This window comes from Streptomyces sp. NPDC004539 (genome assembly GCF_040610055.1).
Taxonomy (GTDB): Bacteria; Actinomycetota; Actinomycetes; order Streptomycetales; family Streptomycetaceae; genus Streptomyces.
Genome location: NZ_JBEXLS010000025.1, coordinates 78,719 through 87,264, shown reverse-complemented (window position 1 = coordinate 87,264; position 8,546 = coordinate 78,719). Strand labels below are relative to the sequence as shown.

Sequence of the window (8,546 nt, the reverse complement as noted above, 5' to 3'; positions counted from 1 at the left end):
CGCGTGGTGTGGACTGCGCCTATGTCCTGCCCAACGGTGTTCACGGGTTCATCAAGGACGCGGAGGTCCATCAGACCGACTGGGCCGCCGGCACCGCCAGGAAGCTGGCGGACCGGTTCCCCACGCTTCCGAAGAGCTTCACGCGTGGTGTGGACTGCGCCTATGTCCTGCCCAACGGTGTTCACGGGTTCATCAAGGACGCGGAGGTCCATCAGACCGACTGGGCCGCCGGCACCACCAAGAAGCTCGCCGACCGGTTCCCCACTCTCCCCACCCACTTCGCGGGCGGCGTCAGCACCGCCTACATCCGCCCCGACTGGGTGTACGTGTTCATCAGGGGCGGCGAGGTCCACCGTACCGATCTGGGAAAGAAGGCCATCAGGAAGATCACCGATGAGCTTCCCGAACTGCCCGAAACCTGGAAGTCGGACGACTGAGGCCGCCTGACCCGAGCCACCGGACCGAGCCGGACGTGCGTGTCCTCCCGCACGTCCGGCTCGCCGCGCGTGCCACCGGAACCGCTGCGCAGGGCGAGAGTCCAGGCGGTGTGGACACTCCGGTAACATCCCGTCAACAGTGCGGCGGCAGTGCGGTGTTGGGGTCCTCGTCCGGATGCTTCGGACAGGACCCGGACGGATCGTCCTCTGCGCCGGAGGCGGTGGGCCGGGGGGCGGAGACGAGTTGGCGACGTTCGGTGAGATGTTGTTGGCCTTACGCCGGGCCGCGGAGCTGACGCAGGAGGAGCTCGCCGAGGCCGCCGGGCTGACGGCCCGGTCCGTCCGGGACCTGGAACGGGGCCGGCGGGCGCGCCCGCAGCGACACACGGCGCAGATGCTGGTGTCGGCGCTGAGGCTGGGTGACGCCGACGCCGCCGCGTTGCTCGCGGCGAGCCGCTCCGGCCGGCAGCCGGGCCCTCCCGCCGACGAGGGTGCGGTGGAGTCCGGCCCGCTGCTCGGTCGCCGGGGCCAGCTGGCGGTGCTGGAGCGTGCGGCCGGTGAGGCCCGGGCGGGCCGGGGCGGCGTGGTGCTGGTCCGGGCGGGCGCGGGGATGGGGAAGACCGCGCTGCTGGACACCTGGGCGGCCGTCCAGCAGCCGCAGGAGATCCTGGTGATGTCCGCGAGCGGGGCCGAACTGGAGCAGGGCTTCGCCTTCGCGGTGCTGCGCCAGCTGGTCGAGCCCTTACTCGCCCGAGCCGGTGACGCGGAGCGGGCGCGGCTGCTGGCGGGCCCGGCGCAGTTGGCGTCACACGCGTTGCGCGTGGAGGGGGGCGGCGAGATACCGCCCGAGATGTCACTGGGCCTTCTGCACAGTCTGTACTGGCTGATGGTGCACGTCGCCGACGACGGCCCGGTCGCCCTGGTGGTCGACGACGTGCACTGGGCGGACGTCCCGTCGGTGCGGTGGCTGGAGTACCTGGCACGGCGCCTGCGCGGGCTGCCCCTGCTGCTGGTGCTGGCAGGACGGCCGGACAGCGGGGCGCAGACCGGGCCACCGCTGGAGCGGATCGCCGGACAGCCGTACTGCCTGCCGGTCGATCTGCCCGGGCTGGACATCGACAGCGTGACCCAACTGGTGCGGGTGAACCTGGGGCCCTGCGAACCGGGGTTCGCCGCCGCCTGCGCCTCGGCGACCGAGGGCAACCCTCTGCTGCTGCGCGAGTTGCTGCGGACCCTGGCCGACAACCAGGTCGGGGCCGACGACAGGCAGGCCCATCTGGTGGAGGAGTACCGGGGCCGGATTCTGGCCCGCACCGTGGTCGAACGGCTGGCCGACGAGCCGGAGCCGGTCCTCAGCCTGGCGCGGGCCCTCGTGGTGCTGGGGGACGGGGCCGCCTGGCAGACCGCGGCCGAACTGGCGGGGCTGGGCGAGTCCACGGCACGGGAGCTCGGCGGCCGGCTGCGGCAAATCGGTGTGCTGGCACCCGGTGAGCCGCCGCGGTTCGGCCATTCCCTGGTCCGCGCCGCCGTTGCCGAAGCCGCCCTGGGACCGGTGGAACTGGCCGCCGGTCACGCGCGGGCAGCCGCACTGCTGCGGCGCGACGGCGCGGCCGACGATCTGGTGGCGGCCCACCTGCTGTCGGCCGAACCGGGCGGTGAGGGCTGGTGGGTGGACACCTTGAGGCAGGCGGCGCGGGCGACCCGTGGCCGAGGGGCCCCGGAGGTCACCGCCGCCTACCTGCGCCGAGCTCTGCGCGAGCCGGTGTCCGCCGAAGAGCGCGGCCCTCTGCTGCTGGAGCTGGGCAAGGACGAGATGCAGGTCGACGTCGGCGCGGCCAGACACCACCTGACGCAGGCATCGACGGCGTTGGCCGACCCCTACGCCCTGGCGGAGGCGGCCTCTCTGCTCGGCAGCGCCCTGTTCCTCAGCCACGAGCACGAGCGCGCCGTCGACGTCGTCGCCCGCGCGGTGGAGGAGCTGCGGCAGACCGACGACGGCACCGGCCTCGCCCGCGAGGTGTCGTGGTTCCTCCAGGCGCAGATGCTGCTGATCGGCTACGACCAGCTGTCCACCCTCTCCGCCGCCCGGCAGCACGCGCGACGGCTGTGGGACCACAAGCTGGCCGGTGACACCCCTGGTGAGTGCATGGTCCTGGCCGCGCTGTCCGCCTCGGCCACCACAGGGGAGGCCGGCGCGCAGGTCACCAACGACCTCCTCGACCGGGCCCTGCGAGGCGGCCTGGTCGCGGCGGACACCTCCCAGATGCTCGTCACCCTCGCGGGGCTGGCCTTCGTGGCCACCGACCGGCTCGACGACGCGTCCGCCCGATTCGACCGCGTCGCCGACACCGGCGGCCGATGGGGCTCACTCCTGCTGGTCACGTCCGCGCTGACCTGGCAACTGCTCGTCCAGGCCCGCCGCGGCCGACAGCTCCCGCTCACCCCCGACTTCGGTCACCCCGCCACCACCGCCGACCAGGGCGTGGAGCCTCGGGCCAGGATGATGATGACGACTCAGGTCGGTGAGTCTCTGATCGAACGGTGCGACCTCACCTCGGCCACGGCGGTGCTCGCCGCGGACGCCGACTTCGAACGCGTGGGCTGGACCTGGCAGGGCCCGGCACACCTCGTACGCAGCCGTCTGCACGCGGCGCGCGGCAACCCGGCCGCCGCCCTCGCCGTCCTGCACGAGTACGGCGCCGACGAGAACCGCGCACAGGTCACGAACCTGACCGGGGCACCCTGGCGGTCGCGGGCGGCCTTGCTGCACCTCACCCTCGGCCAGCGGACGGACGCGCTCCAACTGGCCACCGAGGAACTGGAGCTGGCACACCAGTGGGGCACCGAGCGGGCGATCGGGGTGGCCTCACGCTGCCTGGGCGTCATCCACGGCGGACGCCGGGGACGGGCCCTCCTGCGCGAGGCCGTGGCCCTGCTGAAGCGGTCCCCCGCCCGACTGGAACTGGCCCGCGCCCACCACGAGCTGGGAACCGCCCTCCTGCGCGACGGCGAGACCGACGAGGCCCGCCACGCCCTCACCGAGGCGCTCCACCTCGCGGACACCTGCGGCAGCGTGCTGCTGGGCGGCCAAGTACGCGGAGCCCTCGCGGCGGCAGGAGTACGCCCGAAACCGCCGCCACCGGCGGCCCCGAGCCTCTCCCCGACCCAACACCGGCTGCTCGAACTGCTCCGCGCGGGCCACAGCGACCGCCAGATCGCCCAGACCCTGCTCCTGACCCCGCACGACGTGACCGCACTGACCGAGCAGGCAGGCCGCAGACTGGGCGCCACCAGCAGGGCGGAACTGGCGGCCCAAGCCGACCGGTGAACCGGGAACTCACCGACCCGCCGCCGCTGCTCCCCCGGGGACCGTCCGCAGGCCGGCGGCGATGCCGAGTGTCCGAGGCCGGGCCTGAGCGCTCACCGCACTCCTGGACACCGCACCAGCGCCGGTCGCCCGGTCAGGCCGGAACGAAGCGCCCGTACCCTCCCCGGTAGAAGACCAGAGGCCCGTCCCCGTGGGTCGTGGCGAGGCTGTGGGTGCGGGCCACGACGATGTGGTGGTCGCCGGCGGGGTACTCGGTGTCCACGGAGCACTCCAGCCAGGCGAGGGCCCCGTCCAGGACGGGCTGTCCGGAGGGGGAGGGGGACCAGGGGACCCCGTCGAACCTGTCCGGTGCGGAGCCGGCGAGCTTGCGGGACGTCTGCTCCTGGCCCGCGCCGAGGATGTTCACGCAGATGCGCTCCGAGGTCCGAAGGAGCGGCCAGGTACGGCTGGTGCGGCCCGCGCAGAACGACACCAGGGGCGGGTCCAGCGACACCGACGTGAAGGAGTTGACGGTGAGTCCGGCCGGCCGGCCCTCGGTGCCGACCAGGGCCGTCACGACGACGACACCGGTGGCGAACCGGCTCAGGGCGTTGCGGAAGGCGTCCGCGTCCGGCGTGGTCGCCGAGGGAGTGACTGTCACGCGCACACGCTCCCCGATCCCCCTTAAGCCGTTCTTAACGCGCGCCGCGCACCCCCCGCCCCCACCGGATTAGGGCTGCTTTAGAACCCGGTCCTAGCGTCCGACGCAAGCCGAAACCGCACGTGGCACGAGAGGAGGACGTCACATGGCGGACCAGCGTCCGGACCGCACGGTGCGCATCCTGTCCACGGGGACCGCCCTGCCCGGACCCCCCATCGACACCGAGGCTCTGGCGGCACGATTCGGCATGGACCGGCTCTGGCGGCAATGGGTCGACACCTTCATCGGCACCCGCACCCGCCACCTCGCCCTCGACCTCGCGACCGGCGCACCCCGCGAATCCCTCGCCGACCTCGCCACCACGGCCGCCGCGACGGCGCTCACCAGAGCGAGAGTCTCCGCCGAGGACATCGACCTCGTCGTCCTCGGCACCGCGACCCCCGACACCCTGATGCCCGCCACCGTCAACGTCGTCGCCGACCGGCTCGGCATCGACGGCATCCCCACCTTCCAGCTCCAGTCCGGCTGCTCAGGGGCCGTGCAGACCTTCGACGTGGCGACCTCCCTGCTGGCCGCCGGCCGCTCCCGCACCGCCCTCGTCATCGGCGGCGACGTCATCGCCAAGCACTACGACGTGAGCGCCGACCTCGGCGCGCTGCCGCCCGAACAGCTCGTCAACTACGTGCTGTTCGGCGACGGCGCCGGCGCCGCCGTCCTCACCGCTGAAACCCCTGAAACCGGCGAACCCGGGCACGACGACGCCCCGGTCGTCCGCACCGTCCTGACCCGGCTCACCGGACTCGGCCGCGAACCGGGCCAGGTGCTGCGCTGGTACGGCCTCGCCGACCGCCACCGCGCCGAGGCGCCCGCGAACGAGGACTACAAGGCCATCGAGGAACTCGTGCCCGAACTCGCCGCCGAGGTGGCCGAGGAACTCCTCGACGACCTCGGCTGGCAGCGCGACGAGGTCGGCCACCTGCTGCCCCCACAACTGTCCGTCACGATGACCGAGAAGATCGTCAAACGGCTCGACTTCCCGCTCGCCGACGAGATCAGCGTGGTCGGCGACACCGGCAACAACGGCAACGCCCTGCTCTTCTTCCAACTGGAGCGGCTGCTCGACGTGATGGGCCCCGCCTCCCGGGCCGTCGCCGTGGCCATCGAGTCCAGCAAATGGATCTGCTCCGGCCTCGCCCTGGAACGGGAGCCCCTGAGATGAGCACCGCACTCGGCCGGCAGCGGTTCGCGGACCTGGTCCGCGACGAACTCGGCATCGACGTCCCCGAGCCCGAACTCGGCCGCCCCTTCGACGCGTTGCCGGGCTGGGACTCCGTCCACCTCCTCACCCTCCTCACCCTGCTGGAGAAGGAGACCGGCACCCCGCTCTCGCTGCCGGACTTCCTGGACGCGGGCAGCCTGGAATCGATCTACGAGTTGGTGACCCGTTGACCGTACGCCCGTTCCCCACCCAGCGCCGGCACACCCTCCTCTTCCTCGACCAGATCAGGGACTTCGCGCCGGTCCACCTCGACACCGAGGTCGACGCCACCGCGATCGTCGCCGCCCGCCGCACCGCCCGGGAGACCGGCACCCGCCGCTCCGTCGTCGCGTACGTCGTCCACGCCGCCGCCGGAGTGCTGCACAAGCACCCCGACGCGAACGGCGCGATCCACGGCCGCCTCGACCCGACCGTCGCCACCTACGACACCGTCAGCGCCAAAGTCACCCTGGACCGCACGCTCGACGGCCGCCGCGTGGTCCTCGCGACCGTGATCCCCGGGCTGGAGGACGCGGACCTCGCCACCGTCCAGGACCACCTGGACCGCGCCCTCGCCGACGACCCCGACACCGCCGACCGGTTCGCCCCCGTCCGGGCCCTGCGCGCCCTGCCCTGGCAGGAGGCCCTCGACCGGTTCCGGGCGGCGGCCGGACTACTGGAGCGGCGCCCGGAGATCACCGGCACGTTCAGCGTCACCTCGCTCGGCCACCGGGCCGTGGACGGCTTCCACTCCACCGGCGGCACGACCGTCACCCTCGGCGTCGGCCGCATCACCGACCGGCCGGTCGTACGCGACGGGGCCATAACCGTCGCGCCGGTCCTGCGGCTCTCCCTGACCTTCGACCACCGGGTCATCGACGGCGCCGAGGCCGCCGACGTGCTCACCGAGATCAAGGACGCGCTGGAGGCGTACCCCGCATGACCGACACCACCGACGGCGGCGGCGAACTCGACGAGCTCAAACGCTTCGTCGTGGCGCACGCGGTCTCCCAGAACCTCCCCGCCGGCCACTACACCCCGCTCCTGGACCGGATCACCACCTCCGCCGGGGACGCCCCCGGCTCGTGGGCGTACGAATGGATTCGCGCCGGCGACGAACTGGACGCGGCCGGCCTCACCCTCGCCGCAGGCCAGTACTACCTGCTGGGACGCTTCCCCTTCGTGGACGGCCCCGGCCGGGCCCGCGCGCTGGAACGCTCCGTCGACGCGTTCGACCGCTGGCGCAAGGCCGAGAACACCGGCATCGAACCGGAGACGGTCGACGTCGGCGGAGTCCCCGTACGGATCTGGACGGCCGGCCTCTCCGCCGAGGCACCCCGCCCGCTGCTCGTCGTGACCGGCGGGATCGTCAGCACCAAGGAGCAGTGGGGACCCCTGCTGCCGCAGCTCGTCTCCCTCGGGCTGGCCGGAGCCGTCGCCGAACTGCCCGGCGTCGGCGAGAACGCCCTGCGCTACGGCCCCGACAGCACCCGCCTGTTCACCGCGATCCTCGACGCCCTCGACGGCCGCGCCGACGTCTCCCGCACCTACCTCCTCGCCCTCAGCTTCAGCGGCCACCTCGCCGTCCGCGCCGCCCTGACCGACCCCCGCGTCCAGGGCATCGTCGGCAACGGAACCCCCGTCCACGACTTCTTCACCGACCGGGCGTGGCAGCGGACCGTCCCCCGCGTCACCCGCACCACCCTCGCCCACCTGACCGGATTCCCCGCCGACACCGTCTACGAACACCTGCGGGACTGGGCCATCGGCGACGACGAACTCCGCGCGCTCACCGTGCCGTTCGCCACCGTCAGCGCCCTGCGGGACGAGATCGTGCCGCCCGGCGACACCGCCCGGCTGCGCCGGCACGTACCCGACCTGCGGCTCCTGGAACACGACGACGTGCACGGCGCCCCCGGCCGGCTCGCCGAGACGAAGGCGTGGAGCCTGCTCGCCGTCCAGCGGATGCGGCCGGACGCCGACCCGGCGACCACCGAAGCGCTCACCGCCGCAGTCGAGGCGGCCCGCACCGCCGGAGCCGACCGATGAGCCCGGCCGGCACCACCGCCACCTCCACGGCCGCCGTCTGGCTGCGCCAGTACGCCCCCGCCGGCCCCGACGCCCCCTGCCTGGTGCTCTTCCCGCACGCCGGCGGATCGGCCGGCTTCTTCGCCCCCCTCGCCCGCGCCCTCGCACCGGCCGTCCGCGTCCTCGCCGTCCAGTACCCGGGACGGCTCGAACGCCGCGCCGACCCGCCGGTGACGGACGTCCGCGAACTGGCGGCCCATGTCCAGGAGGCCATCACCGAAGCCGTCGACGGGACACCGGCCGGCCGAGGGGCCGCGCCCCTGGTCCACTTCGGCCACAGCATGGGCTCCCTCGTCGCCTTCGAGACCGCCCTCCTCGGCGAACACGGCCACGGACCCGCCCCCACCGCGCTCGTCGCCTCCGGCGCCCGGGCCCCCGCACTGACCCGCGTCGACCCCGTACTCCTGCACAGCGACGACCGCCTCGTCGAGGAGGTCCTCCTGCTCGGCGGCACCGAACGGGCCGTCCTGGACGACCCGGACCTGCGCGACATGATCCTGCCCGCCCTGCGCGCCGACTACCGGGCCCTGCACGCGTACACCCCCGACCCCGAGGCCCGCCTGCGCTGCCCGGTCCGCGCGCTCGTCGGGGACCGCGACCCGCTGGTCCCGGTCGCCGACGCACGCCGCTGGGAGGACCACACCACCGGCCGCTTCCGCCTCGGAGTGCTCCCGGGCGGCCACTTCTACCTGAACCCGCGCCTGACGGACGTGGCGGACATCGTGCGCGCGCTGCTCGGCGAACCGTCCCCGTCCTGACCGCACCGGTCCGGCAACTCCCCCCGTGGCGACCGAG

Annotated in this window: 8 protein-coding genes; 7 read left to right on the top strand and 1 reads right to left on the bottom strand. The window is 73.5% G+C overall.

Going from position 1 to position 8,546, the window contains the following annotated elements:
* Positions 1 to 437, top strand: a 437-nt coding sequence (locus tag ABZX85_RS38160; protein ID WP_355879599.1) for a hypothetical protein, incomplete at its 5' end; no start/stop codon positions are given.
* Between the two features lie 262 nt (positions 438 to 699).
* The gene (locus ABZX85_RS38155) at positions 700 to 3,765 is read left to right on the top strand and encodes an AAA family ATPase (protein ID WP_355879596.1); all 3,066 of its coding nucleotides are present in this window, start codon (positions 700 to 702) and stop codon (positions 3,763 to 3,765) included.
* Positions 3,766 to 3,898: 133 nt separating this feature from the next.
* Here ABZX85_RS38155 and ABZX85_RS38150 read toward each other — a convergent pair whose 3' ends face one another.
* The gene (locus ABZX85_RS38150) at positions 3,899 to 4,405 is read right to left on the bottom strand and encodes a flavin reductase family protein (protein ID WP_355879593.1); all 507 of its coding nucleotides are present in this window, start codon (positions 4,403 to 4,405) and stop codon (positions 3,899 to 3,901) included.
* Between the two features lie 145 nt (positions 4,406 to 4,550).
* On the opposite strand from ABZX85_RS38150, the gene ABZX85_RS38145 reads away from it, so the two are divergent.
* Genes ABZX85_RS38145 through ABZX85_RS38125 form a run of 5 tightly spaced genes read left to right on the top strand, consistent with a single transcriptional unit; the run spans position 4,551 to position 8,509 of the window.
* Positions 4,551 to 5,624 (top strand): 3-oxoacyl-ACP synthase III family protein, encoded by a 1,074-nt coding sequence (locus ABZX85_RS38145; RefSeq protein WP_355879590.1) that lies wholly within the window; start codon positions 4,551 to 4,553, stop codon positions 5,622 to 5,624.
* Positions 5,621 to 5,854 (top strand): phosphopantetheine-binding protein, encoded by a 234-nt coding sequence (locus ABZX85_RS38140; RefSeq protein ID WP_355879587.1) that lies wholly within the window; start codon positions 5,621 to 5,623, stop codon positions 5,852 to 5,854. The genes ABZX85_RS38145 and ABZX85_RS38140 overlap by 4 nt, the downstream gene beginning before the upstream one ends.
* A complete protein-coding gene (locus ABZX85_RS38135; RefSeq protein ID WP_355879584.1) occupies positions 5,851 to 6,606 on the top strand; it encodes a 2-oxo acid dehydrogenase subunit E2 in 756 nt (251 codons plus the stop codon). The genes ABZX85_RS38140 and ABZX85_RS38135 overlap by 4 nt, the downstream gene beginning before the upstream one ends.
* Positions 6,603 to 7,712, top strand: a complete 1,110-nt coding sequence (locus ABZX85_RS38130) for an alpha/beta hydrolase (protein ID WP_355879581.1) — start codon at positions 6,603 to 6,605, stop codon at positions 7,710 to 7,712. Before ABZX85_RS38135 ends, ABZX85_RS38130 begins: the two co-directional genes overlap by 4 nt.
* Positions 7,709 to 8,509 carry an alpha/beta fold hydrolase gene (locus tag ABZX85_RS38125; RefSeq protein ID WP_355879578.1) on the top strand — a complete coding sequence of 267 codons (801 nt, stop codon included), beginning with the start codon at positions 7,709 to 7,711 and terminating at the stop codon, positions 8,507 to 8,509. The genes ABZX85_RS38130 and ABZX85_RS38125 overlap by 4 nt, the downstream gene beginning before the upstream one ends.
* The last annotated feature ends 37 nt before the right edge of the window (positions 8,510 to 8,546 follow it).